At 35.1% G+C, this 25,964-nt stretch carries 23 protein-coding genes, 1 other RNA gene and 2 riboswitches; of the genes, 14 read left to right on the top strand and 10 right to left on the bottom strand.

The genetic code is table 11. From position 1 onward, the window contains the following. Positions 1–94: 94 nt before the first annotated feature. Positions 95–275: riboswitch (Lysine riboswitch) on the top strand. 135 nt (positions 276–410) lie between these two features. From KGI01_RS05360 to KGI01_RS05345, 4 genes are all read left to right on the top strand, one after another. Further along, complete coding sequence (locus tag KGI01_RS05360; protein ID WP_141273831.1) at positions 411–1,892, top strand: amino acid permease; 1,482 nt, start codon at positions 411–413, stop codon at positions 1,890–1,892. Between the two features lie 332 nt (positions 1,893–2,224). Beyond that, positions 2,225–2,326: riboswitch (purine riboswitch) on the top strand. 143 nt (positions 2,327–2,469) lie between these two features. Then, a complete protein-coding gene (locus KGI01_RS05355; protein WP_141273830.1) occupies positions 2,470–3,039 on the top strand; it encodes a xanthine phosphoribosyltransferase in 570 nt (189 codons plus the stop codon). 15 nt (positions 3,040–3,054) lie between these two features. Then, positions 3,055–4,401: a nucleobase:cation symporter-2 family protein gene (locus tag KGI01_RS05350; RefSeq protein WP_141273829.1), complete on the top strand. Its 1,347-nt coding sequence runs from the start codon at positions 3,055–3,057 to the stop codon at positions 4,399–4,401. Between the two features lie 90 nt (positions 4,402–4,491). Further along, on the top strand, positions 4,492–5,355 hold the full coding sequence (locus KGI01_RS05345) for a helix-turn-helix domain-containing protein (RefSeq protein ID WP_170214738.1): 864 nt from the start codon (positions 4,492–4,494) through the stop codon (positions 5,353–5,355). Between the two features lie 55 nt (positions 5,356–5,410). On the opposite strand, the gene KGI01_RS05340 is transcribed toward KGI01_RS05345, so the two are convergent. Then, positions 5,411–5,971 carry an SLOG family protein gene (locus KGI01_RS05340; RefSeq protein WP_141273865.1) on the bottom strand — a complete coding sequence of 187 codons (561 nt, stop codon included), beginning with the start codon at positions 5,969–5,971 and terminating at the stop codon, positions 5,411–5,413. 150 nt (positions 5,972–6,121) lie between these two features. Between KGI01_RS05340 and KGI01_RS05335 the strand changes: the two genes are divergently transcribed. After that, the gene (locus KGI01_RS05335; RefSeq protein ID WP_141273827.1) at positions 6,122–7,171 is read left to right on the top strand and encodes a 2,3-butanediol dehydrogenase; all 1,050 of its coding nucleotides are present in this window, start codon (positions 6,122–6,124) and stop codon (positions 7,169–7,171) included. A gap of 396 nt (positions 7,172–7,567) precedes the next feature. Here KGI01_RS05335 and KGI01_RS05330 read toward each other — a convergent pair whose 3' ends face one another. Next, a complete protein-coding gene (locus KGI01_RS05330; protein WP_141273826.1) occupies positions 7,568–8,086 on the bottom strand; it encodes a thioredoxin domain-containing protein in 519 nt (172 codons plus the stop codon). Beyond that, the gene (locus tag KGI01_RS05325) at positions 8,083–9,246 is read right to left on the bottom strand and encodes an acyl-CoA dehydrogenase family protein (RefSeq protein ID WP_068457573.1); all 1,164 of its coding nucleotides are present in this window, start codon (positions 9,244–9,246) and stop codon (positions 8,083–8,085) included. Before KGI01_RS05325 ends, KGI01_RS05330 begins: the two co-directional genes overlap by 4 nt. A 157-nt stretch (positions 9,247–9,403) precedes the next feature. On the opposite strand from KGI01_RS05325, the gene KGI01_RS05320 reads away from it, so the two are divergent. The 5 genes from KGI01_RS05320 to KGI01_RS05300 all read left to right on the top strand — a co-directional run bounded on the left by KGI01_RS05320 (position 9,404) and on the right by KGI01_RS05300 (position 13,143). After that, positions 9,404–10,159, top strand: a complete 756-nt coding sequence (locus tag KGI01_RS05320; RefSeq protein ID WP_068456438.1) for an amino acid ABC transporter ATP-binding protein — start codon at positions 9,404–9,406, stop codon at positions 10,157–10,159. Positions 10,160–10,174: 15 nt separating this feature from the next. Beyond that, positions 10,175–11,038: a transporter substrate-binding domain-containing protein gene (locus tag KGI01_RS05315; RefSeq protein ID WP_087680949.1), complete on the top strand. Its 864-nt coding sequence runs from the start codon at positions 10,175–10,177 to the stop codon at positions 11,036–11,038. Between the two features lie 68 nt (positions 11,039–11,106). Beyond that, entirely contained in the window at positions 11,107–11,802 is a 696-nt protein-coding gene (locus tag KGI01_RS05310) for an amino acid ABC transporter permease (RefSeq protein WP_068456425.1), read from the top strand. 12 nt (positions 11,803–11,814) lie between these two features. After that, a complete protein-coding gene (locus tag KGI01_RS05305) occupies positions 11,815–12,516 on the top strand; it encodes an amino acid ABC transporter permease (RefSeq protein WP_141273825.1) in 702 nt (233 codons plus the stop codon). A gap of 72 nt (positions 12,517–12,588) precedes the next feature. Further along, positions 12,589–13,143, top strand: coding sequence for an LOG family protein (locus KGI01_RS05300; RefSeq protein ID WP_141273824.1), 555 nt, complete (start codon positions 12,589–12,591; stop codon positions 13,141–13,143). A 37-nt stretch (positions 13,144–13,180) separates the two neighbouring features. On the opposite strand, the gene KGI01_RS13820 is transcribed toward KGI01_RS05300, so the two are convergent. The 4 genes from KGI01_RS13820 to KGI01_RS05285 form a co-directional block, all read right to left on the bottom strand. Next, positions 13,181–13,348 (bottom strand): hypothetical protein, encoded by a 168-nt coding sequence (locus tag KGI01_RS13820; protein WP_156422380.1) that lies wholly within the window; start codon positions 13,346–13,348, stop codon positions 13,181–13,183. Between the two features lie 160 nt (positions 13,349–13,508). Next, positions 13,509–15,200, bottom strand: coding sequence for a methyl-accepting chemotaxis protein (locus tag KGI01_RS05295; protein WP_141273823.1), 1,692 nt, complete (start codon positions 15,198–15,200; stop codon positions 13,509–13,511). Between the two features lie 545 nt (positions 15,201–15,745). Continuing rightward, positions 15,746–15,936, bottom strand: a non-coding RNA gene (ssrS, locus tag KGI01_RS05290) — 6S RNA. A 48-nt stretch (positions 15,937–15,984) separates the two neighbouring features. Next, entirely contained in the window at positions 15,985–16,617 is a 633-nt protein-coding gene (locus KGI01_RS05285) for an HD domain-containing protein (protein ID WP_141273822.1), read from the bottom strand. Between the two features lie 267 nt (positions 16,618–16,884). Between KGI01_RS05285 and KGI01_RS05280 the strand changes: the two genes are divergently transcribed. Beyond that, positions 16,885–17,214, top strand: coding sequence for a hypothetical protein (locus tag KGI01_RS05280; RefSeq protein ID WP_255314739.1), 330 nt, complete (start codon positions 16,885–16,887; stop codon positions 17,212–17,214). 41 nt (positions 17,215–17,255) lie between these two features. Here the strand turns inward: KGI01_RS05280 and KGI01_RS05275 are convergent, their stop codons facing one another. From KGI01_RS05275 to pbp4, 3 genes are all read right to left on the bottom strand, one after another. Then, the gene (locus KGI01_RS05275) at positions 17,256–17,906 is read right to left on the bottom strand and encodes an HAD family hydrolase (RefSeq protein ID WP_141273820.1); all 651 of its coding nucleotides are present in this window, start codon (positions 17,904–17,906) and stop codon (positions 17,256–17,258) included. A gap of 436 nt (positions 17,907–18,342) precedes the next feature. Beyond that, the gene (locus KGI01_RS05270) at positions 18,343–19,149 is read right to left on the bottom strand and encodes a Cof-type HAD-IIB family hydrolase (protein ID WP_170214737.1); all 807 of its coding nucleotides are present in this window, start codon (positions 19,147–19,149) and stop codon (positions 18,343–18,345) included. Positions 19,150–19,162: 13 nt separating this feature from the next. Next, positions 19,163–21,160, bottom strand: coding sequence for a penicillin-binding protein PBP4(5) (gene pbp4, locus KGI01_RS05265; protein WP_141273818.1), 1,998 nt, complete (start codon positions 21,158–21,160; stop codon positions 19,163–19,165). 311 nt (positions 21,161–21,471) lie between these two features. Between pbp4 and KGI01_RS05260 the strand changes: the two genes are divergently transcribed. The 3 genes from KGI01_RS05260 to KGI01_RS05250 all read left to right on the top strand — a co-directional run bounded on the left by KGI01_RS05260 (position 21,472) and on the right by KGI01_RS05250 (position 25,784). Further along, entirely contained in the window at positions 21,472–21,867 is a 396-nt protein-coding gene (locus KGI01_RS05260) for a helix-turn-helix domain-containing protein (RefSeq protein ID WP_231726958.1), read from the top strand. 202 nt (positions 21,868–22,069) lie between these two features. Beyond that, positions 22,070–24,655 (top strand): bifunctional lysylphosphatidylglycerol flippase/synthetase MprF, encoded by a 2,586-nt coding sequence (gene mprF / locus KGI01_RS05255; protein ID WP_141273817.1) that lies wholly within the window; start codon positions 22,070–22,072, stop codon positions 24,653–24,655. A gap of 19 nt (positions 24,656–24,674) precedes the next feature. Beyond that, entirely contained in the window at positions 24,675–25,784 is a 1,110-nt protein-coding gene (locus KGI01_RS05250) for an amidohydrolase (protein ID WP_141273816.1), read from the top strand. Positions 25,785–25,964 lie beyond the last annotated feature (180 nt).

Here is a 25,964-nt window from a genome sequence, read left to right as displayed (position 1 = left end):
ATAATAGTTGAGAGTTTTTATGTCTTGAATTCGTCTGTAGAATATATTAAGATAATAGTAGAAATAATATAAATATTGCAATGCCTCATCCGTTCGATGAGGTAGAGGTCGCAAAAAATAAAAGTAGTATAATCGAGATGTAAAAGCATTGGTGACATTATATGAAAGGATTTTTTGCCGAAGTGGTGGGTTGCTTTTACAATCAACTGCTGGGGCTGTCGCTTAATAGGTGCAGAACTGTCACATCTGTGAGGGTGTGTTGAGCTATCTTTTTCAAGGTTGATGAGTGTCATTGTGTGATTACAACCATCCAAGATTGCTTGAGATGGTATTTTTATTTTCCAGGAAATAATCACTTACGAACACCTCAACTAACATATTCCCTGCAATAAAAGGAAAGAGGAAATGAAATGAGTCGTACAAAAGTAAGTCAAGAAGCGCCTACAACTCTAAAAAGAGGTCTGAAAAGTCGTCACATTATGATGATTTCACTCGGTGGTACGATTGGTACAGGTCTACTACTTGCAAGTGGTAACTCAATCGCACAGGCTGGACCAGGTGGAGCGCTATTAGCATATGGTTTAATTGGTATTATGGTGTTTTTCTTAATGACAAGTTTAGGAGAGATGGCAGCTTATATGCCTGTTTCAGGTTCGTTTAGTACGTATGCAACAAAGTTTATCGATCCAGCACTTGGCTTTGCATTAGGTTGGAACTATTGGTATAACTGGGCAATTACAATCGCAGCTGAAATTGCAGCTGTTTCAATTGTTATGAAATATTGGTTCCCTGATACAGCTTCATGGATTTGGAGTGTATCATTCTTAGCTATTATTTTCTTATTAAACTACTTATCGGTGAAAAGTTTTGGTGAAAGTGAATATTGGTTCGCATTCATTAAAGTAGCGACAATTGTCATCTTCCTAATCGTTAGTATTTTAATGATTTTTGGTATTTTAGGAGGTAAAGCACCTGTAGGTTTTACGAACTTCTTTGCAGGTGATGGTCCATTCCATGGTGGGTTCTTTGCAACACTCGGTATTTTCTTAGCAGCAGGATTCTCATTCCAAGGAACAGAGTTAATCGGTATTACAGCAGGGGAAACAAAAGATCCAGGTAAATCGATTCCAAAAGCAGTGAAACAAATCTTTTGGCGTATTTTATTATTCTATATCTTAGCCATTTTAGCGATTGGCTTACTAATTCCTTATACAGATAGTCGTCTAATCAATGATGGAGAGACGGTTACGACAAGTCCGTTTACGCTTGTATTCGAAAATGCAGGTATTGCTTTTGCAGCTTCGATTATGAATGCAGTTGTTTTAACAGCTATTTTATCTGCTGGTAACTCTGGATTATATGCTTCATCTCGTATGCTTTGGGATTTAGCGATGGAAGGTAAAGCACCAAAGATTTTTAAAAAGTTAAACCGTCGCGGTGTACCATTTGCAGCATTGATTGCAACAGTCATCGTTGCAAGTTTATCATTCTTAACATCTATTTTCGGTGAACAAGTATATATTTGGCTATTAAGTGCTTCTGGTATGTGTGGTTTTATCGCATGGCTAGGTATTGCAGCTAGTCATTATCGCTTCCGAAAAGCACTGGTCGCACAGGAGAAGAGCTTAGATGAAGTATTACCATATAAATCAAGCTTCTTCCCATTCGGTCCATTATTCGCATTCATCTTATGTGCATTAGTAGTCTTTGGACAAAGTTACTTTGCATTTGACGACGGGCAATTTAGTTGGTATGAACTACTTGTTTCTTATATTGGTTTACCAATTTTCTTCTTATTATGGTTTGGTTACAAAATCAAAAACAAAACGAAAGTGGTTAAATTAACAGAGGCAGATGTAGAACCAACTAAAAGTCTTTACACAGAAGAATAGCAAAAAGCACTCGGGATTTCCGAGTGCTTTTTTATGTAGAAATAATGAATTTTGAATTATTTCCTAAAAAGAAAATCATGAATAATAGAGAAAATTATGCAAAAAATATAAACAACATTAAAATGTTATTTAAATTTATTTATTTCCTTTTTCATCCATTTTAATGGTTAATCACGAACGAAAAATTAAATAACTAATATAAATGTTCATAATAAGGCTCTATTTTCTTATTTTCAGCTTAAATATGCTCAATTCGTGTCAGAATATTTTTAATTTAAGAAATCTAGTTGTAAAAAGTATTTCCCGTGATATAATTTGTACATTCTTTAAAAAAACATACACACGCATTCACTCATATAATAGTGGGAATATGGCCCACGAGTCTCTACCGATTTGCCGTAAACGAATTGACTATGAGGAAGCATGATTTAGTGTCTATTTCGTATATATATGAAAAAGCTCAAAGTTATTGCTCCACTCGTAGAAGAATTGGGGCAATAACTTTGAGCTTTTCTTTATATGAGGAGATTGCATCTATTAAAAAAAGGTAATTTGAATTTGAAGGGAGATCCTCATAGTGAAAGCACTTCAGGACAAAATCATTAAAGACGGTAAAGTATTATCAACAGAAGTTTTAAAAGTAGATTCATTTTTAAATCACCAAATCGATCCAGAGTTAATGCAACAAATTGGTCAAGAATTTGCTGATTTATATAAAGATGCAGGTTTAACAAAAATCGTAACAATCGAATCTTCAGGTATTGCACCAGCGGTTATGGCTGGCTTAATTTTAGGAATCCCTGTGGTGTTTGCACGCAAACGTAAATCTGTCACATTAACAGACAATTTCTACTCAGCAGAAGTGTATTCATTCACGAAGCAAGTATCAAGCGACATTTCAGTTTCTAAAGACTTTTTAAATAAAGATGATGTGGTATTAATTATCGACGATTTCTTAGCAAATGGTGAAGCAGCAAAAGGCTTATTAAGTATTGTAGAGCAAGCAGGTGCAACAACAAGCGGTATTGGAATTGTAATCGAAAAAGGATTCCAACCAGGTGGACAAGCACTTCGTGATCAAGGTCACCGTGTAAATTCATTAGCCATCATCTCTTCATTAGAAAACGGGAAAGTACAATTTGCTTAGGAGGCAACTTTTCAGATGAACAAGCTTAAACTAACGACTCTTGCGTTTCAACATTTATTAGCAATGTATGCAGGTGCAATCCTCGTACCATTAATTATTGGTGGTTCTCTTGGTATGACACCTGAACAATTAACGTACTTAGTTTCAATCGACATTTTAATGTGTGGTATTGCGACATTACTTCAAGTTATGCGCGGTAAAGTATTCGGCATTGGTTTACCACTTGTATTAGGTTGTACATTCACAGCTGTGACACCAATCATTACAATCGGTAAAGAATACGGTTTAGGTTCAATTTATGGAGCAGTTATCGCTTCGGGTGCAATTGTTGTATTAATTGGTGGTATTTTCGGGTTATTAGTTAAGTTATTCCCACCAATCGTTACAGGTTCAGTTGTAACGATTATCGGGATTACATTAATTCCAGTAGCATTCAATAACGCAGCTGGTGGTGATTCAACAAGCCCAGATTACGCATCATCGGAAAATGTATTATTAGCATTTTTAACACTTGCGATTATTATTTTATTCTATCGTTTCTCAAAAGGTTTTATGCGCTCAATTGCGATTCTAATCGGTTTATTAGTTGGTACAGTTGTTGCATCATTTATGGGATTCGTAAGCTTTGATAATGTACGTAATGCAGATATGGTACACATGGTTAAGCCATTTTTCTTTGCAACACCAGAATTCAATCTTGTACCGATTGTGACAATGACCATTGTTGCGATTGTATCATTAGTTGAATCAACAGGTTCTTACTTTGCGTTAGGTGAGATGACAAAAACACCTGTAAATAGTAAAAACTTAGCACGTGGTTATCGTTCAGAAGGTTTAGCATCTGTTATTGGTGGTATTTTTAATGCCTTCCCTTATACTGCCTTCTCTCAAAATGTTGGTTTAATGCAATTAACAGGCGTTAAAAATCGCGCTGTAATCGGAATTATGGCTGTTATGCTTATTGCTCTTGGTTTTTTACCAAAAGTAGCAGCATTAACAACAATCATTCCAACACCAGTTCTTGGTGGTGCAATGATTGCGATGTTCGGTATGGTTATCTCTCAAGGTATTAAAATGTTAGGACGTGCAGTAGTAGAATCAGAAGGTAATGCGATGATTATTGCTTGTTCAGTTGGTATGGGTTTAGGTGTAACAGTTCAACCAGGCATCTTTAATTTCTTACCAGGTTCACTAAGCATCTTAACAAGTAACGGGATTGTAGCAGGTTCATTAACAGCGATTGTTTTAAATATAATCTTCAATATGATTCCTTGGAGACGTGATGAAAAAGCACCAATCGAAGAGTCGGCTCCTGTTCAAATGAAAGAAGAAGTTGTTTCTACAACAGAAAAACACGCTTAAGCGACGAAATACCTTTAAGTGCTACTCGCATTTTAAGGTATTTTTTATTATCATTAAGAGAAGGTTAAAGAGATTTGGGGTGTTTTAAAAGTGGAGTTGGGGCAAGTATTAAAAGAGATTCGCTTGAATCGTGGACATAGCCAGTTAAATGTCGCGCATAAGATTATTTCACAAGGTGTTTATTCAAAAGTAGAAGCAGGTACAAGGGACTTAGACGCAGTTGGTTTTTTGAAAATTGCGAACCGTTTAAATGTCACACCAGATGAAATTGAATTTATAAGCAATGGCTATAATTATAATGAAAAACAACAAATTTTAAATGAGTTCTTTCAACTGAATTATAATGACCCAGAGAGATTAAAAAAGATTAAAACAAAAGCAATGGACTATTTAAAACAAGGTGATGACTTAGAATTACGTGAGATTCATCTTCTTTGTGATGCCTTATTAGTCGTATCAGATTCAGAAGATTTCGATCGTGCGCGCGAACTCATTGAACCAATTTGGAGAAGGTTAAAAAAGTATGATCAATGGTATTTATACGATATTCGTTTAATTAATACGATTCTCTTTATGTATCCTCTTGATACGACGATTGCGTTTTCGCAGCGTGTACTTGAAAGGCTAAAAGATTATGAGAAGCACGAAAAGGTAGATCAGTTAAAAGATATTTATAATATCAACTTATCACTATTATTAATTAAGGCTGAACGTTATGAAGAAGCGCTTGAAGTAGTGGAGGAACGTCTTGAAAATCGCAAACGTATGAATTATACAATGTTGGCATTGCATCTTGGAAGACGCGCACTATGTAAGAAGCTACTGCATATCCCCGGGCATGAAGAAGATCAAGTATTAATGCGCTATGTTTTAGAAGCATATGAAGCGCATGATTTATTAAAACGTTTAGAAGAAGAGTTTGAACAATATACAATAGAAGGAACACAGGTTTAATCAAAAGAGGCATTTCGCTATGATGAAATGCCTCTTTGTCTGTTTAAAAATCACGTTAATTGTTCCATTCTTTCATTTGAATTTCTTCAGCAATCATTTGCAAGTCGTAAGCATCTATTTTGATACATTCATAAGCATGGTTTTCCATATACTTTTGTGCGAGTTCATACATGTATTTAGGAGAACCTTCATTTTCATCATCATACACAATTAATAGTGCGTCGGAATGTGTTAAAAACCATTTGTTTTTTTCAACGAATTGCCACGGTGCTTCATAAGGTCGATTTGTAATGCTGCTTGTAAAATTGGCGTGTTGCATGATTTCTTGATATTTCTCTTTTTTTACGTCGTTCCAATTTTTCTCTTGTTCTAAAAATGGTGTGACGATGGCGAAATGTAGTTGTGGAAATTCTTTTTGTAGCGAAATGACAACATCTGCTGCCCATGTTTCGACACCTAATTGGCCACTCAACAACACCCATTCTAAACCTTGTTCGATTAAAGAACGCAGCTTTTCCTCCAAAGCCTGTTGAATGACTCGAACACCGGGGTGGTCTTCTTGAAAAATGCCGAGTTCCTGCGCTTTATAGCCTGTAATAGCGACTTTGCTAATAATCATATTGAACACCTCTTTCTTTTATTGTGCCATAATTTAATTTTAAAAAAACATTTAAAATAGCAAACATAATTCTAAATATTTGTTTTTTTCCTGCTTTTTACTTTACACTAGTAATGTAAGTAATCATTTTGTAGGAGGTAGGATAGTATGAAAGCAGCAGTATGGTATGGTGTGAAAGACATTCGTGTAGAAGAAAAAGAACTAAGAGAATTACGTGACCATGAAGTAACGGTTCGCGTTGCATGGGCAGGTATTTGTGGTTCAGATTTACATGAGTATGAAGAAGGCCCAGTTTTTGTTCCTGTTGATGCACCAAACGATTTAACTGGTGAAGTCGCTCCAATTACGATGGGACATGAATTTTCAGGTGTAGTAGAAGCAGTCGGAAAACATGTAACGAAGTATAAAGTCGGTGATCGTGTTGTTGTGAATCCTACTTTAACATATGGTAAAAAACATGAAGAATTAGATATTTATGATGGTTTTAGCTTTATTGGATTAAGTGGTGATGGTGGATTTGCACATTTTGCAAATGTACCAGAAGCAAATGTATATGCCTTACCTGAGTCATTAACTTTACAAGATGGAGCATTGGTTGAACCAATGGCTGTTGCTGTACAAGCTGTAAAAGAAGCTGATATGCGTTTTGGTGATACAGTCGCTGTATTTGGTGTAGGTCCAATCGGTTTATTAACAATCATTGCAGCAAAAGCAGCTGGCGCAAGTAAAATTTTAGCTTTTGATTTATCAGATGAACGATTAAATAAAGCAAAAGAATTAGGTGCAACCCATATCTTTAATTCAGGTAAAGTAAAGCCAGCTGAAGCTGTTCGAAAAGAAGTGCCAGATGGTGTTGATGTAACATTTGAAGTAGCAGGTGTAGGACCAACATTCCAATCGGCTATTGAAGTAACAAGAGCGCGTGGTACGATGGTTATTGTATCGATTTTTGCTCGTCCAATTGAATGGAATCCAATGATGTTGACAAATACAGGTGTAAAAGTAACTTCTACAATTGCTTATTCACCAACTTCGTTCCAACAAACAATTGATTTAATGGGAACGGGACAAATTAAACCTCAAGGGATTATTACGTCAAAAATTCATTTAGAAGAAATTGTTGCTTCTGGATTTGAAGCATTAACAAATGATAAAACGCAGGCTAAAATTCTTGTAGAATTAAGTGGAGAATTTTAAAATATTATTTGAGAAGAGAGTGTTTAGGCATATGTCTAAGCGCTCTTTTTTCTATTTTCTATGCTTTTGAAGCAGTTTATTACCTGAGAAATAATGCGAAAATACACTTTAATTTAAGAGAATTTTAATAAATTTTTGAAAGAAGGGTGATGGAATATGCATGAGAAGAACCAGAATGCGAAATGGAAGAAAAACAAAAGAACGACATACAATATGTAATAGAAAAAGTAGAAAGCTACTGAACGTTGCGCACAAAAAACTCAGAAGAAGAGCTTGAAAAAGCAGTGTTTGATTTAATTATGAAATACAATCATCATAGAGATTAAATGATATATAAATATAAAATTTCAAATAAAAGGATTAATCCATACTAATTGCTGGATTAATCCTTTCTTTTTACATATGTGTGTGAATAGCTTCTTCGACATACTTAGGTAGTTCACTATAAATACGGCGCTCTTTAAATGTGCATTTTTCACCATTAATAAATAGTGTAGGTACACTTTTTACACCACGCTTAATGGCTTCTGCTGTAACAGCTAAACTAATTTCTGTATTTTCTTCAATCTCTTCTTGTTCCAAATCATATTTAGAAACAAGTAAATCTTTTAATTCGTGCTGTGTTAAGTGTAGCCATTCTTCTTGTGTTTCAAATAAATCATCAATGATTCTAAGTGATTTTTCAGGCTGATCGTATTGGAGACCAAGATGTACAAGTGTACCTAATAATAGTTCTTCACGCGGCTTATCATAAAAGTATAAAATGACTTTTGCTTTTCCTTCTTTTACTAAAGGTGGTAATAATTTTTTGGCATCTTTATAAAAGATTGCACTTCCAGGGCAAGATAGATTATAGAAAATTTCAAATGTAACTGGTGCATCTTCTTGACCAATTAAAAAATAAGGTTGTGTCATGAATGTTTTACCTCCTGTCCTTCTTTTAATGCATTTTGTGCGAGTTTTGTAATCGTCATATCATCCATTGGTGGATTGTGTAGTCCAGCACGAACATCACGATAATAACGGTTCAATGGGTTTTGACTTTGTAAACTTTTTGCGCCAACAATACGCATCGCTAAGTCAACAATCTCAATTGCATCGTTTACGACAACATGTTTTGCTAGACCTAAATCTTGTGCAGCCGCATCATGTGTTGTAGGTTGTTCAAAGTGGTCTGCAACGCTATAAAGAATGTGACGAGCTGTTTTTAACTTCACTTCGATTTGACCTAATTTATCTTGTACATGTGGTAATTCACCAATAACAGTTGGTAAGCTGTTCGGTTGATATGTGCGTGCAAAATGTAGTGCATAATCACGTGCAGCCTGTGCAATTCCTAAATAAACAGCAGGAATGTGAAGCGCCCAACCATTGATATTATTACTTCTAGGGCCATCATTCACTTCTACAAGTGCATCTGCTGGAACGATTACATCTTCTAGAATTAAGTCATGACTTGCAGTGCCTCGCATCGCGACCATATCCCATGTTTCTTCAATTGTTAATCCGTCTAATGTACTTGGAATTAAGAAGAAACCAATTGCTTGTTTTTCTTCAATCCATGCAGAAGTTAAAAAGTGTGTGAGTGCATATGAGAGCGTTGTAAAACTTTTTCTTCCTGAAATATGCCAATTTCCATCAATGAACACTGCATTTGTACCAGGACGTCCTCCGCGAGTAGGACTTCCTGTTACGGCTTCACTCGCAATACGATTTACAAGTGCGCGATGTTGTGTAATTTCTTGTGCAAAATGTTGTAGCTGTTCTTCAGACCATTTCTTCTTTTCATAAATTTCACCGACAACACCAAGTTGCCATCCAATCGCAAGAGCTGTTGCACCATCGAAACTAGCTAATGTTTCTTGAAAAGAAATCATTTCTGAAATACCGAATCCATCTCCACCATACTCTTTCGGTAATGTAAGTTTGTTATAACCAATTTTCAGTAGTTCTTGAAAACTTTCGGATGGAAAACTATTTTCACGATCAGCCTCTGCACCGCGTGCTTGAATTCCCTCTTTTAATGTGTGTAATTTTTCAATGACTTCTTTTTGTGCATCATTTTTTATAAACATCGTTAATGAATTCAATTCAATCGCTCCTTTAAATTTATTATTAAAACTATCATACTACAAAATGAAAATTAAAAACATACTTTACAGGTAGGATTAATTATGTTAAATTGTCGTTATATTCTAAAAAAAGCAGTTTTATTTTAAGGTAGGTGATTTGGTGATTAAGTTGAGTGGTATTTATAAAAAGTTCCAACAGCATGAAGTGTTAAAAGGAATTGATTTAGAAGTGAAAAAGGGTGATGTTTTAACAATCATCGGGCCTTCGGGATCAGGGAAGACGACTTTTTTACGCTGTATCAATTTCTTAGAGAAGCCAGATGAAGGAACAATTGAGATTGGTTCCACTTTAAAAGTGAATGCGATAAAACCAAGTAAGAAAGATATTTTAGCGTTACGACAAAAAACAGCGATGGTTTTCCAAAACTATAATCTGTTTCAAAATAAAACAGTACTTGAAAATATAATGGAAGGTTTGACTGTCGTACAGAAAAAGTCGAAACAAGAAGCACGTGAAGTTGCAGAGCGTTTATTACATAAAATTGGTCTTGAAGAAAAGCGAGATGCTTATCCTTCTAGCTTATCTGGAGGGCAGCAACAACGTGTCGGTATTGCACGAGCTCTAGCACTTAATCCTGAGGTCATCTTATTTGATGAACCTACTTCAGCACTCGACCCCGAAATGGTAGGGGAAGTGCTTCAATTGATGAAACAAATTGCGGCAGAAGGTATTACGATGATTGTTGTGACACATGAGATTGACTTTGCACATGAAGTATCCAATCATGTGGTATTTATGGATGGTGGTCACATTGTAGAAGAAGGAACACCAGAGGAAGTCATCGTACATCCACAAAAAGAACGAACACAACAATTTTTAAAACGATTACGAAAAAATCCAGAATACATTATTTAATAGAGGAGAATGAACATGAAATTTAAAAAATTAACAGCACTAGTGGCAACGATTGGTATTGCAGGTGGATTACTTGCTGCATGTGGTACATCAGATGAAAAAGCAAAGTCTGCAAATGGCGCGCAAATTGTAAAAGTAGCACTTAGTGATGATGTAAACCCACCATTCCTATATACAGACAAAGAAAACAATCCTGTAGGTTATGATATTGATTATTTAAATGCAGTAGAGAAGAAGTTGGATGGGAAATATGATTTTCAATATCGTTTTGGAGCAGAGGAAAGTAACTTAATCGGATTGAGTACAAAGAAATCAGATTTTGCGATTAACTGGTTTTTTAAAAATCCAGAACGTGAAGCGAAGTTCTTATATGGTAATCCAGAGTATGGCTATTCAATGACAGCATTAATCGTAAGAAAAGATGAAAAAAATATTGAGAAGTTAGAAGATTTAAAAGGAAAAAAACTAGCACCAATGGCTCCAAGTGGTGGCTTACGCACGATTTTAAATAACTATAACGAGCAAAATCCAAAAACAGCAGTTGAGATTGAAACAATCGATCAGCCATCTAATGCGGATAACTTAAAAGGATTAGCAGATGGCAAATATGATGCAGTATTTTTAAATGTTTCAACATTTAAGGCTGTACAAAAAGAATTAAAGTTAGAAGATTTAAAAGTGGGGGGCATTGTATCAAAAGAGCCAGTCTTTATCGTGTATAACAAACAAAATGAAGCAATTCAAAAAGATATTAATGAAGCGACAAAAGAATTAACAGAAGATGGTACATTATCGAAATTAGCTGAGAAATGGTTCGAAGTCGATTTCTTCAAAGATGTTGATTATATCAACCAAAAACAATACCAGTTTAACAAATAATAGAGACATCGTGACGGAAGTGTAGCGCATTTCCGTTTTTTTATTCGTATGATTGGAGGGGAAATCGAATGGGATCACAACAATGGGGAATACTATTTGCTCAAATTATGGAACGATTACCGATTACAATTGCGATGCTTATTGCCGCACTAATACTCGGTTTAATACTTGGAACAATAATCGCGATTATTCAAATTAAGCGTATTCCCTTCTTACATCAATGTATGACACTTTTCATCTCATTTTCAAGATGTACACCACTATTAGTCCAACTATTTTTAGTGTATTTTGGTGTGCCTCAACTATTGTCAGCTTTCGGTATTTATATTAATGACCTTACGCCATTTATTTTTGCAGTAGTCACATTTGCTTTACATATTTCAGCCTATTTAGCCGAAGTGATTCGCTCTGCTTATTTAGCTGTCGGAGAAGCACAATTAGAAGCTTGTTATAGTATCGGTATGACGTATACACAAGCGTTACGTCGCGTTATTTTACCGCAAGCTTTCGTATTGGCACTTCCAAACCTCGGAAATACCATTATTGATTTATTCAAAGATACGTCACTCGCCTTCACAATTGGCGTAGTCGATATTATGGGACAAGCGCGTCTTATTATTGGGAATAATTATGGTTTAGGTATGTTTAAAGTGTACATTATCATTTCCCTTATTTATTGGGGCGTATGTATCATCATTGAAATTATCATCCATCAAATTGAACAGCGCTTTAAAAAAGGGCGCGTGAATGTAGCGAAAACGTAGAGGAGGGAGCATATGACAGTTTTTGATTGGGAGTTTGCCATTGATCACATACCAGAAGTATTAAAGGGTGTACCCATCACTTTATTAATTGCCGTAGTATCGATTGTGATTGGTTCATTCGTCGGTCTGTTTATGGCACTTATACGTGTATACCGTGTGCCTGTTTTAAATCAAATGACATTAGTATTTATCTCGTTCATTCGTGGAACACCATTATTAGTGCAATTATATGTATTTTTCTATGGTATTCCTGCTCTTGTAGAAGCACAGGAATGGCAAGTGAATCCAGATAAAATTTCACCTTTATGGTATGCATTCATCGTCTATTCAATGAACGCTGCTGCCTATACAGCGGAGATTTTTAGAGCTTCTTTAAATTCTATTGCAGCAGGGCAATTAGAAGCGTGTCATAGTGTAGGTATGACGACTTGGCAAGGATTAAGACGCGTTGTTTTCCCTCAAATGATGATTATGGCATTACCAAATATGGGGAATATTTTTGTGAATTTAATTAAATCGACTTCGCTCGCCTTTGCAGTAAAAGTAGTTGAGATTATGGCGATTGCAAAAATGTTAGCGAACCAAGGATATAATTTCTTAGAGATGTATCTTGTCGCGGCAGTAGTCTACTGGGTGATTTGCTTATTATTAGAAGTAATTTTCCACTATACAGAAAAACGTCTAAGTATCTTTAAAAGAGCTGTGACAGTTTAAAAAATACTTTTGAAGGTGTTGAAGCCTTTGAAAGTATTTTCTTTTATAATAAAAGAAAAAGGAGGCAGTCATATGAAATCAATTGCAGTTTTTTGCGGTTCACGCTTTGGGAATAACCCAGTTTATGAAGTATACGCGAAAGAGGTTGGTACCTATTTAGCAAATGCAGGTATTCAGCTCGTATATGGTGGTGCAAAAGTAGGGATTATGGGAACAATTGCAGATGCCACACTAGCAGCTGGTGGAGAAGTCATTGGGGTCATGCCAAAATCATTAGAAGAAAAAGAAATTTCACATGAAGGATTGACCGAACTTCATATTGTGGAGAGTATGCATGAACGTAAAAAGATGATGATGGATTTAGCAGATGGTTTTATTGTATTTCCAGGTGGGATTGGCACAATGGAAGAATTTTTCGAAGTGTTTACATGGAATACGATTGGTATTTTACATAAGCCATGTGCCTTGTTGAATATAGCAGGTTATTATGAAGGACTCATTCAAATGCTAAAGCATATGGTGGATGAAGGATTTTTACAACAGCAAACCAATCAAACGCTTATTGTAGAAAAGACAATAGAAGTAATAGTAGAAAAAATGATGGAACAAAGTGCCATATTAAAATAATACAAAAAAGACACATCGTTATGTGAACGTGTGCCTGTTACTGTAGTAAGTAACTATATTTATACCATAACGGTTTGACGACATATAAATAAACCGGAATGGCAATAATTAGATAAAGAAATAGTTTGAAAATCACTTTGAAAAAAATCTTGAAAAAGAGCACAAATAATAAAATCGCAACGATTACCGCGATCATAAATGACATAATGAAGACTCCTTTCTCTTCATTTACTAAGACTACATTGAGCAGTAGAAGTTGCGTCATTTTCACACATTAATTGTGAACAATTTATGTGTGTGGAAATCAAATAATATGAGAAAAGGAGAAATTCCATATGCAATGGCATTCCTCCTTTTCTCTATAACTATACTTTAAATTGGCGTACGTGATTTTGTAATTCTTCTGCCATACGTGATAAGTTTGAAGCAGAAGATGAGATTTCTTCCATTGAAGCAAGTTGTTCTTCAGAAGCAGAAGCTACATTTTGTATATTTGCTGCTGAAGCTTGTGCGATATGAGCGATTTCTTCGATTGAAGCATCGACTTCTTCTGAACTTGCAGACATTTCTTCTGATATTGCTGAAGCTTCTTGCGTTTGAACTGTTACTTCTTCAATTAATTGATGGATTTTTTCGAAGCCTTCTTTTGCTTCTAATACAACTGATAACCCTTCTTTTACTTCATCTGTACCTTTTTCCATCACACTTACTGCATGGTCTGTTGAATCCTGGATACGTTGAATTAATTTTGTAATTTGATCGGCTGATTCTTTTGACTGCTCAGCGAGTTTACGAACTTCTTCCGCTACAACTGCAAAACCTTTCCCATGTTCGCCTGCACGAGCTGCTTCAATGGCAGCGTTTAATGCAAGTAAGTTCGTTTGATCTGCAATGGATGTAATGACTTCGATGATCTTGCCAATCTCTTTTGAATGTTCACCTAAATCCTTAATGACTGTTGCAGAATCATCTACAGCTGAACTAATTGAGTTCATTTGTGTACTCACTTTTTGAATCGATTGATTACCGCGTGACGCCTCATGACTTGTTTCAATAGCTAACTCGGATACAGCTGAAGTTGTTTCCGCAACGCGTTGAATACCGATTGCCATTTCGCGCATCGCAAGTGAGCTTTCGTTTGCGCCTTGACCTTGTTCTTCAGCACCATTTGCAACATCTTGAATGGATGCTGTAATTTGCTCTGTCGCACGTTTTGTTTGTTCTGCACTTGCAGTTAATTGTTCAGAAGCAGAAGCTACTTGTTGAGAATTCAAGTTTACCTGTTCAATTAAACGACGTAAGTTACCTTTCATCATATTGAATGAAGTAGCTAATTCCCCAATCTCATCGTTATTTTTGATTTCAATATCTTTCCCGTTTAAGTCGCCTTCTGCAATACGTTTTGAAGCACTTGCGATATATGTAATTGGACGTGCAATTAGTCGACCGATGAATAGCGCAATACCAATGCCTAAAAGAATCGCAATAACACCTAAAATGATTAATTGTGTTGAGATAGTTTTTACTTTTGCCGTAGTTGTTTTATTGTCCATTTGTAACAATTTATTTTGATGGTCCATTAATTTACTTACTTGCTCATCAAATTTAATTGCAATATCACGACCTGTAGTTGCGACAAGTTGTGTATATTCTTTTGTTTTGTTTTCTGCTTTTAATGCAAATGCATCAGCAGTAAAATCACGAAATTCTTTTTCTGTTGTACCTAAATCTGTTAATAATTTTCTTCCTTCAGGGTTTTTAAAAGTGCTTTCTAGATTATTATAGAGTGTTTGGAAGCTATCTTGTGCTTTTTGATTTGTATTTAATTGTTGTTGATCGCCAGTTAAAAGATAGCCACGCATAGATGTTATTTCTTGTTTTACGTTGATTTGTAAATCTTTAACGTCCATTGTTTTTTGAACTTTATCACTTAAAAGTTCCGTGTATTGTTTATTAATGTTATTTAGCCCGTAAAAGCTAAGCGTTGTGATAGCGACAAGGATGGCTAATACTACGATAAAGCCACCGAAAAGCTTCCTATTGATTGTCCACTTCATATGAAGTTCCTCCTAGTAAGTTGTAGTGTCATCGAATAACTTTAAAATTGTACGTCATTTGTTTGCTATGTATCCTTAAATACCTAAAAAGAAAAATGTTTTTTCAATAGAAATTTAAGCAGTTTTAATAAATTCCCTTGATGCAATTTATTAAAGAAAACAAACGAATATTAGTTCACATCGTGTAAATAAAAGCTTGCATAGATAAATTATCTTCTAAAATAAACGCTATAGAAGTTATATGTAAGTTTAAAATTAATATTTATAAAATTTTTATATAACTTTATACCTAAAAATAAAAGTGGGATTCATCCTATTTTTGCAATGCTTTTTCACCTTGAATATCATACAATATACTGTGACGTAAATCTATTTATAGTCACTGGAAAATAAAAAAATTTAAAAAAGTGGGTAGTAAAGTCTTATAGAGAGAAAAATATAATAGAGTACATCTTTAGTATTAACTTTTTTAGTACAGTTGTTAAATAATGAAAAGTGACATAAAAAAGACACCCACCGAAGTGAGTGTCTCTGAAATGTAAAATAGAGAAGCCGCCTTTGCCGTAAGTTGATCATATTGAAAGTTTTAAACCACCACTCCTAAAAGTGGGTGTTCGCAGAGTCGCTCATGTATGTCCTCCTAGCTAAGAGGCTTGCCAGTCCTTACTCAATCTAAAACTCCCTATTACAGCTTAAAGGTTAAAACTTAATACTATTACGAACAATGCAGCTTGTATTAATAATATACGCTAGAATCACGATTCATGCAAACATCTTGTTCGAGTTAAGGTGCTTCTTGAATCGCTTGTTCTGTAAGCTTGATAATATCAATAGTTGTATCTTCTTTCATGACATCTTTTAGCATTGTATTTTTAAAATAGTCTACACTGTTTGGTAATGGAAGATTTAAAATCTTCTTGAGTGCAGTTTGATACATTTTCACAAATTCAATATCTTTATTACCGCGTTTTAATTCCGCGAATGACTCATAGAATTGATCGAGCTTGTCACTGAGTTCGAGTAAACGACCTTCAATGGTCTCGTCCTTACCTTCCTTCATGCGATGTTTAAATGTCGCTTGAAATTCTTCTGGAATTTCTTCTTCTATATAATGTTCCACCATTTTTTCTTCAACTAGTGCAATCATACTTTTTAATTCAGGTGATGAGTGTTTTACTGGTGTTTTAATATCACCAATGAAAATCTCACCATAGTCATGATTGATCGTTTTTTCGTAAAGTGATTTCCAATCAATCGTTGCACCATGCATTTCTTCTAATGTAGCAAAGAACATCGCATATTGAGATACTTTCCAAGAGTGCGCCGCCACGTTATGTTCTTCAAATTTGAAGCGTCCAGGCGCGCGAATAATACGTTCTAAATCATTTAAGCTTGTAAAAAATTTATGAATACCCATTGTGACCTCGCTCCCTTCCTTTCATTTCACTATACCGTATTTTCTCCTAAAAGAATATTGATTTGCAGAAGCTTTACACAAGCTTTAGAAATTGAGAAAATAAAGTGGAATGACAGAAGACAAGAGGAGGGCAGAATTGTCTCGGCAATTCTTCAGTGAATGCTCTATCTAACAATTATTTATATACATGTATTAAGCGCTATTTTATCGATTGGTCCATTCTTTGTGCTATTTCCTGTATTAAAAAAGATGGAGAAAACATCAAATATGGATATGTTTCGTGCCTATGCACACGCTTTTCAATCTGGAATCACTGTTGTGAAACATGCAGGTCACGTACTAATCATTTTTGGTTTACTTGCAATGTGGTTAGGTCCTTATAAGTGGGATACACCGTGGATTTTAACAACGATGATTTTATTAGTGGCATCAGTTGTTTATTTAACGCGTGCGTTTAAGCCAACGATGCGTACGCTAGACACACCGCAATTTCAAAAAGAAAAGTTTATACGAAATTTACGACGAGGCGCGATAATCTATACTATTTTACTCTGTATTATGCTGTGGTTAATGGTTACAAAGCCAATCTTATGGTAATGAAAAAACTCCGACATTTTAGTATGTCGAAGTTTTTATAATTATCTTGTGTGAATTGCTAAAATCTGTTCTTTTGCTTCTTCAACTGTTGATAAAATGGTTACTTCTTCTGGAAAATGCCCTGATGATGTTAAATCGTTTGGAACAACGATACAAGGAATTTTTGCAGCTACAGCTGATTTTGCACCATTCTCAGAGTCTTCAATCGCAATGCATTGTTCAGGCTCTAAATTAAGTACAAAGAGTGCTTCTTCGTAAATTTCTGGATGTGGTTTAACATGAACAACATCATCAGCACATCGAATCGCTTCAAAATAATGGGCAATGCTATGTTTATTAATAAACTCCGCAATAAACTTTAGTTGACTACCTGATGCAATTGCCATACGTACACCATGCTCATGTAGTGTACGTAATAAATCTGTAATACCGTCCTTCACAGGTAAATCAACTAAACGTTCATTTACACGTTTTTCGGCAAAAGGTGATAATTCGTCACGTGTAATATGAGCATCTACATGTGTTGTTAAGTAATCATAAAGTGATGTATCTTGTGTACCGATACATGCTTGAAAAACTTCTAAAGGTACTTCATATGCATATCGTTCTTGAATAAGTTCTTGGTAAACGTCAATCCATAATGCTTCTGTATCGACAATTGTTCCATCAAAATCAAAAATGACTGCTTCCATTTTTAATTCCTCCTTTATAAAAAGTGAAAAAACTTTTCAAATAATGCTTTTCGAAATATACTGTTAGAAATAGCATAACATAGAATAGTTTCGAACTGTAAAGGAAAGGGGTGCCATCTAATTGGAAAATAAAAAGAAACTGAAACGTTTATCAATCATGAGTATCGTATGTGTATCAATTGTAATGTGTTGTGAGATCGTATTCCACTTAGAGAAGGCACTGGATTTATCAACAATTAAGTGGTTTTCATATTTACAAATAGTTACATATTTCATTGCAGCAATTCCCTTTACATATGCGCTGTTCTTATATATACAAATAAAAAAGCAACAAAACGTGAAATAAAATTTCAGATTGAGTGGTTTTGTTTAGACAATACTAAAAAAATCCCTATAAGATCGACCATTGAAAAAGTCATCTTATAGGGATATTTTATTATGGGTTCAAACCATAAATGCCTTGCAAATGTTTTAAAAGACCAAGTTCGTTATTCGTATATTCGGTTACTTCTGTTGCTTGCTCTTGTACCCAGATAGGCGCATTTTTCATTGCTACAGAGCGACCTGCTTTATGGAATAGTGGTAAATCATTTCCGCCATCTCCAAAAGCAATTACATCTGTGAAAGATAGGTGATTTTCTTCTAGAATTTTTGCAACACCAGTAGCTTTTGTAATATGGCGACCGCTAATATCAATTAAATCAATTGCGGAAAAAGCCGCAGTAAAAGGTAGGATTTTTTCTAAAATACGTAGTTCACCCAAAAAGTCAGCTAATATATCATGATTTTCTTTAAAGAATAGAATCTTTTCAACATCTTTTGTATCAACATCTTTTGTCCATTCGGGTGATGTATAGCCATGTACGGTTAATTCATGTGCGCGATCACGCATAGGAGAAATTTTCGCGGTTGTACGTCCATCGTGATGGTGAATTTCATGATGGATTTCGTGTACGAGTGATAAATCAACGAGTGTTTCTACAGCTTTTGCTTCAATGGATTCGCGATAGATTTCTTTTCCACCAAAGTGTACGTTCATTCCATTTGAATTAATAATGCCGTCAACTTCAAAATCAATTGGAATCGCTAAGCGCATTTCATACATCGTTCTCCCTGTCGCAATACATACTAAAATGCCTTTTTTTCGAAGAGCTTGTAAGTAATCTGAGAGTTCAGGATCTACTTTACGGGCATTGTTCAATGTTGTGCCATCTAAATCAAGTACTATCATTTTAGGTTTCATGTTCATCGACTCCTTATTTTTTCGTTTCAATTGATTTTTCAACTTCAGGAACGAGATTTTTAATCAATTGTGTCGCGGTTTTTCCACTTTTTTTATGATTTTCTACGAGTGATACAATTAAATAATTCTTTTTTTCGGCATTGAATGCAAATACGAAGCTATTCTCTATACCCTCTGTACCTTGTTCAAGCTTTAATTCAGCAGTTCCTGTTTTAGCTGCTAATGGTAATTGTAGTGAAGCGAGGTTATGAGCTGTACCATTCGGATCTTTCACTACTTGTAAAAGAGCTGCATTTACTTGGTCGACTGCTTTTTTGGATACTGCTTCAGAAGTTTTAGATTTTTCATTCACTCGAATATGTGGTTGTACAATTTTTCCGTCATTTGCAAAAGCACTGTATGCGACTGCCTGTTGGATAGGTGACATGAGTAGTTGTCCTTGTCCATAAGCTGTATCAGCTAATAAAATATCACTCTTGAATTGTTTATGCGTTGAAATTTGGGCAGGTGTCATAGCAAAAGGTAGATTGAAATCTTGTCCAAAACCAAATTTTTTTAAACCAGCACGTAATCGATTCTCTCCAAGCTCTAGACCTTCTTGAGCAAAGAAAATATTATCGGAATAAATGAGCGCTTTTTTATAATCTACTTTTTGATTCTCTGTAACGCGTGTAATTTTATAATTTCCCCAAGAACCATCTTTTTGCCATTGTAGCCCATCAATTGTACGTACGCGATTAGGTTTTAATGTTCCCGCATCAAATCCAATTGCTGCTGTAATAGCTTTCATTGTTGAGCCAGGCGCATAACGCTGTGTAAATCGATTTGTGAACGGTCTGTTAGGGTCATTTGCATATTGGTCATACGTTCTTTGCGATAAGCCACGTACCATCTGATTCGGGTCAAATGATGGTTTCGACACTAATACCATTAGCGCACCATTTTGTGGTTCTATAATGACAGTAGAACCCGTAGCTTTTTCTAAATCTTCGTATGCACGTTTTTGCATTAAGGCATCTATTGTTAAACGAATTTTTTCACCATTCTTTACCTTACTCTCAAGTAATACCTCTTTTACTTTACCGTCTTTATTAACTAAAGAGATACTTCCTCCATCTATACCGCGAAGTTCCTTATCGTAAGCTCGTTCTAGCCCTGTTTTTCCAATAATTGCGTCAGAAGAAAGAGCTGGATTCTTTTTAATATCTTCTGCTGTAACCGTTCCTGTGTAACCAATTAAATGAGCTGCTGCTGCACCAAGAGGGTAGTAGCGTGTAGTTGTTGCAGCATATTGTAGTCCATCCATTTTTTGAACATGTTCATCGGCTACTATTTTAATAGGAACAAATAAGTCATCTTTTACCCATACTTGTGCCAATTTTTGTTCGATACTGTCTGTTGAAACATCTAAAAAAGTTGCAATCTTTTTGATTCTTTTCGTACGTGTCGAATTATTCCCTAATTCTTTAGGAATGATACCTGCGCGAAAAGCCTTTTTATTTGTGGCTAAATCAAAACCATTTACATCTACTAAATCACCACGTATTGCATCGGTTGTTTGAAATGATATGCGATCAGTTGGCTTCATATTTGGAAAGATTAAAGATGTTTTCCAATCAATCTGATATGTGCCATCTTGTTTGATTAGTTTTGTTGAATATGAAAAAGACGTTGTTTTCCCAATAGTCGTTTCAAATATAGCTTGATAACTCAACTTTTGATCAGATACTTTCATATTTGAAATTTGAATGTTACTTGCACCAATTCCTCCAAAGACATTCGTATATTTCTTCACAAAGTCATCTTTTGTATAACCTTGTTGTTTTAAAGAATCTGTTGTTACCTGTTTTACAAGCTCTGTATATTTCTTCTTTTCGAAGTTTTGAGTCCATTGTGTTGCTGCTTTTTCCTGTGCTTTTTGATCTTTTTGTTGTATGAAAACATAGATGCCGACAACTGCAAGAATTATAATAGCAAGTACACTAATGACCATTATTATTTTTTTGTTCATTTTCCTGCCTCCTTCTATTTATTATGAAGGATTCATGCAAAGTTTGCACAAAGAAAGACTGCCGTTTTTTAATAAATTGTAAAAAAATAAAAAAATTTATCGAAAAATGCGTGATTTTCTCAAAAAATATATTATAATTCTATTTAAGGAAGAAAAATTGTTTAGTTTAAGAGAATTTCTGTTAAGAGTAGATAGGGCAATCATTTTTTAAGTAAAGAGAGCGGACATTCATTATCAAATAATTGAAGTCGTAGCCTCTATTCTGCAACGTCTATTTCTAAAAATAGAAACTCTGGAAAGAGAGGGGAGTAATGATGTTTGATCAATATGCTTTTGGTGAGCAGTTAAAGTTACTAAGGGAGCTTAGCAATCACTCAATGTTGTCTTTGGCAAAAGAAATCGGCACGTCAGCGAGTCGTATTAAAAGTTGGGAGGTTGGTGAGAGCATTCCTTCAGCGAAATGGATTGTTCGATTAAGCCAAGCTTTAAAAATTTCTGCAGACGATTTATTATTAAATATTATGAGTGATGTACCAACACCGCAAAATGATATTGAATATAGCAGAAGAAAGAATGTGTTACTTCGTGATTTGAGTTCCATTTTACCAGAGCTGACGAAGCAGGATTTACTAGAACTTTATACGTTAGCTGAAATGAAAGTAACGGTAAAAAAAGAGATGCCAATTGAAGAAGCCATTCGTGCATAATAAATGATTAAAAAGAGAGGTTACGAGCAAGCGTAATGTCTCTTTTTCTTCGTTTCACGTTTTACATATAAAGGGTATGATATACATAATGTATATTATCTCGAAAGAAATGACTCAAAATACTTATAAAATAAAGCACTTTATATTAAAAGATTCGTTATAATTAATAGGATGATAAAAAATATGTAAATGGGGGAGAAGGGTGAAAATAAATCGTTCAAAAATCTTTCAATGGATTAAAGTTATTTTACCGATTCTCTTAATGCTTTTTGCGATTCACGAGTTGACCAAAATTGTAAGAGAAGCAAATGGAGCTCAAATTGCGCGGCAACTTGGTTCAATTGATGTTCGGACGCTAGCATTAATTGCAGTTGTGCCGCTTTTTTTAGCTTTTCCAATGTTTTTTTATGATTTTTTTATTATGAAAAAACTGAAGTTAAAAATGCCAATCAAAAGGCTTATGAAAGAATCTTTAATAATTAATTCATTTTCAAACTTAATCGGATTTGGTGGCTTAGTAGGTGTACTTTTGCGTACACATTACTTTAAAAAGCCAGACATGGATAATACGACATTCTTTAAGATGATTGCCTCTGTAACGCTCTTTTATTTAGGGGGTATTTCATTATTTGCGGATTTATTATTAATTTTCTTCCGCGATATTCGAATTTTTACAGAGCATCCTTTCTTATTATATGTAGCTGCATTTATCGGCTTATATACACCGTTTTTAATTGTGCGCGCGATTGTTCAGCTACTGCGTAAAAAAATGACAAAACATCAACTATTAGGCGATGTTGCACTGATATTTGTATCTATTTGTGAGTGGTTAGGTGCTTTCGCAATGCTCGTTATTTTAACAAAATTACTTCATATCGATGTGACTTTAATCGATTTATGGCCGATGTTTGTTATTGCTTCTGCAGCCGGTATTGTCAGTATGATTCCTGGTGGATTAGGCTCTTTTGACTTAGTTTTCATTTGGGGGGCTACGAGTTTAAATATTCCTTCAGAATCTGTATTAGTATTATTACTATTCTATCGTGTTGGATATTATGCAATTCCGTTTTTAGCTGGGTTGATTCTCTTTATTCGCGATATTTGGCGTACATTCAATAGAGGCTATAATAGTATTCCAAACTTACTATTAGAACGTACGATGCATATTATTGCGACAGCACTCGTGTTTTTGGCTGGTTTAAGTCTATTAATCTCAAGTGTTGCACCTGGTGCAATTGAAAAAATAAAGTATGTGAGAGAACTTACATCATTGCCCTTTATTAATGTATCGCATCAAGTGTCGGTCATGACGGGCTTCCTATTACTAGCATTATCAAACGGAATCTCTTATAAGGACCGTCGCACATTTAAAGTGACACTATTCGTCTTGCTGTTTGCGGCTACGCTTTTCATTGTAAAAGGTATTCAATATCGCCAAGCGCTCTTTATGATTTTTGTAGCGCTATTACTGTACTTTGCACGCAATCGTTTCTATCGTACGAGTTATGTAGAGACATGGGGACGCAGCATTTTCAATACATTCGTTATTACGGTTGTATTACTAAGTTACTTAGTGATTGGGATTATTGTGAAGTCGGATTTACGTCACCACCTTTCTGAGCATGTACAAGGGATTATTATTCGTAACCCTGATGACTTATTTAAAAGTGCATTAATTGGATTGGTTGTTATTGCAGCTGTAGTTCTGTTTGAACGTTGGCAGCGAAATCGAACCCAATTCAAGCGTGTTTATTTAGTTGAAAATCAAGATGAAGTAGCAAAGCATATTACAAAATATGGTGTGACAGAAGCGCATCATTTTGAACAGCATATGCATCAATGTATTTTTTGGAATAAACAACGTAATGTACTTTTTTCTTATCGTATTACTGCTGATAAATTTATTGTACAGGGTGATTTAATTGGTGATCGAAATCATTTTAAAACATCAATTGAGGAATTTATTACCTTTGCAGATTACTATGGTTATACACCTGTATTTTATGAAGTCAGCGATTCATTCATTCCATATTTATACGGATACGGCTATAACTTTTTTAAACTAGGTGAAGAAGGAAATGTAGAGATTTCAGAAGTTGTTTTAACGCATGAAGAAAAAGAGCAATGTAAAAAGTTACAAAAAGAAATGCAAGAAGTTGGTTATACATTTGAATGGTTAGAACCGAAATTTTCTGAATCATTTATACGAGAGTTAGCAGAACTTTCAGCTATATGGCAAGGCGATAAAGAACAGATTGGTGAACATTATGTATTTAATGAGCGCTATTTAAATAATGGTCCAATCGTTTTATTACGAAACAAACAACAAGAAATTGTCGCATTTGCAAATTTAACAGAATTAGATGGTCCAAAGCATACGATTGCGATTAGTTTATTGCGTTCGACACAAATAGACATGCCAGCACATGCACTTGATTATTTGTTAGTCTGCTCGTTAATTGCAACGAAAGAAAAAGGTTATCGATATATTAATATTGGAATGGTTTATTTAAAACATGTTGGTGTATCTAAATATGCGGGAATTTCAGAGAAAATTGCAGCTCAGATTTTAGTGAATGCACAAGAGTCTGGGAATAAAAAAGACTTACGTTATTTGAAAGAGCAATATGCGAATGAGTGGCGACCAAAATATATTGCCTATCGTAAACGACGCTCGTTACCATTTACAATGATCCAAATTTTAATGTTAATTGGCGATAATAAAATTGCGAGTAAGCGAAATCAGTTAATCGCAATGCGAAATTTAAAGAAAAAACAACGAAATTAATTTTAATGAGGTGCGGGTTATGACAGAATTGACAGTAGAACAACAGATTTACGATTGGTTTCGTCATTTTCATGAACATCCAGAAGTAAGCTGGAAAGAGTATGAAACAACAAAAACATTAGCTTCGATTATGGAAGAACTACAAGTGGAGTATCGCTTATTCGGTGATATTCCAGGTTTAGTTGCAGAAATTGGTACAGGAGATGAAATTATCGCTGTTCGTGCAGATATCGATGCCTTGTGGCAAGAAGTAGATGGTGTATGGCGCGCGAATCATTCATGTGGGCACGATGCGAATATAACAATGGTGTTAGGAGCATTACTTCGTTTGCGAAATGAGCCATTAACACATCGCGTTCGTTTCATTTTCCAACCTGCAGAGGAACTAGGGAATGGGGCTGTTGCAGCTTATGAACATGGGGCTGTTGACGGTGTATCTCATTTATTCGGTGTTCATCTACGTCCAATTGAAGAATTACCACTTGGTAAAATTGCGCCAGCGATTCATCATGGTGCAGCGTATTTCTTAGAGGGAAGCATCAAAGGTATTGATGCACATGGTGCTCGACCACATCAAGGCAAAAATGCACTGGATGTTGTCATGGCTGTTCATCAAATGCTAAATAGTTTGCACTTTTCACCGTTCGAACCACATTCAGTGAAATTAACCAAAGTAGTTGCTGATGGTGGAAGTACGAATATTATTCCAGGGAGTGCGACGTTTGCGATGGATCTGCGTGCGCAAAGTAATGCTTTATTAGATGATATGAAAACAGCTATTCATAAAGGGTTGCAAGCTATTCAACAACAGTTTGACATCGATTTAGAGTGGCGCTTTTATGATTATACGCCAGGAGCAGAAGTTTCTGAAGAAGCGGCACAGATGGCAAAAGAAGCAATTGTTGAAACGCTAGGTGAAGAATTTTGCACAGAAGCAATCCATACACCGGGAGCGGATGATTTTCATTTTTATACAGTGAAGAAGCCAGAGCTAAAGGCTGCGATGTTAGGTGTAGGAGCGGATTTAGCACCTGGTTTACATCACCCACATATGACATTTGACCAACAGGCTCTAGTAGATGCGTCAAAAGTATTGGCTACATTATTAAAGAAAACACCACGAAAATAAAATACATTTCGACCACTTAATCAAATTGATTAAGTGGTTTTTTATACATTTTAATAAATTTTTATTCGTTTTATTGTATTTGTATTGTTTAGCTATTACAAATAAAAATACTGTCTATGTAATCGTTTTCTTTCTGCTTTGGTGCAAAAATTTTGCATTGACCTCTTTCCACTCAACGGA

Origin of the sequence: Kurthia gibsonii, from assembly GCF_006539985.1 — a bacterium.
GTDB classification, from domain to species: domain Bacteria; phylum Bacillota; class Bacilli; order Bacillales_A; family Planococcaceae; genus Kurthia; species Kurthia gibsonii.
Note: the sequence above shows the minus strand (reverse complement) of the source record. Positions and strands in the feature narration are given on the sequence as shown.